Raw genomic sequence first — 260 nt, 5'->3', positions numbered from 1 at the left:
CCGGGGGCATGCAGGGGCATGTGAAGATCCGCGACGTGGTGCTGGCGCAGGCGGCGACCTCGCTGTCGACCCCGTCGAAGGGCATCTTCCGCGAGCTAAACTTCGCGTCCTGTGGCGATTTCGGCCTGCTGGCCGCAGCGCACAAGGTCGCGCAAGAGAAGGGCATCACCACCCATGTCGGCAACATCTATTCCTCGGACGTGTTCTACGACGAGCGCCCCGATCTGAACGAGGTGATGACCCGTCACGGTGTCCTCTGC

At 64.2% G+C, this 260-nt stretch carries 1 pseudogene; it reads left to right on the top strand.

What is annotated here, in order from left to right:
- Positions 1-260, top strand: a pseudogene (locus BTA51_RS29235) (hypothetical protein); the annotation flags it as partial.

The organism is Hahella sp. CCB-MM4, from assembly GCF_002260525.1.
Lineage (GTDB): Bacteria > Pseudomonadota > Gammaproteobacteria > Pseudomonadales > Oleiphilaceae > Hahella.
The sequence above is the reverse complement of the archived record's forward strand: the minus strand, read 5'-3'. Positions and strand labels throughout refer to the sequence as shown.